We start from the raw sequence: 448 nt of genomic DNA, 5'->3' as shown, positions 1-448 counted from the left end.
AATTATCTCTCCACCTGCCGTTTTCACCAGCTCCCTCAGCCTCTTCAGCGGGAGATAGTGCAGGTCGTCCTTCTCGCCGAAGAGCGCTTCAAAGATATCCTCGCGCAGGTTGTAGAGCTCAAGATGTGCCCTTTGCCTCTCGTTGTTCGCTATGGGAAGGCTCTCCGCTATGAAAACCATGTTTGCCACGCGGAGCATCTCGGAGAAGACCCTAACCATCGTTTCCTCATTTTTCAGGCTTCTAACTCCATGAACGAGAACGGCTAAATCGAAGGCCTTAAACGGAAAAGGCAGCCCCCTCGCGTCGGCCTTGAGCGGGATTATCCTGCGCTTTAAGCCAGCCGCAGAGGTTATCTCCTCGAAGAAGCGCCATCTGCTCATGTCCACGGCAACAACGCGGCCGGTTTCGCCGACGAGGTAGGCGAGCGGGACAGTCGTTAATGCGTGC

Annotated in this window: 1 protein-coding gene; it reads right to left on the bottom strand. The window is 55.4% G+C overall.

Features of this window, described 5'->3' with window-relative positions; all coding sequences use genetic code 11:
* Nucleotides 1-448, bottom strand: a 448-nt coding sequence (locus tag E3E28_RS10850) for a class I SAM-dependent methyltransferase (RefSeq protein WP_167915461.1), incomplete at both ends; no start/stop codon positions are given.

This window comes from Thermococcus sp. 21S9 (assembly GCF_012027635.1).
Lineage (GTDB): Archaea > Methanobacteriota_B > Thermococci > Thermococcales > Thermococcaceae > Thermococcus.
Note: the sequence above shows the minus strand (reverse complement) of the source record. Positions and strands in the feature narration are given on the sequence as shown.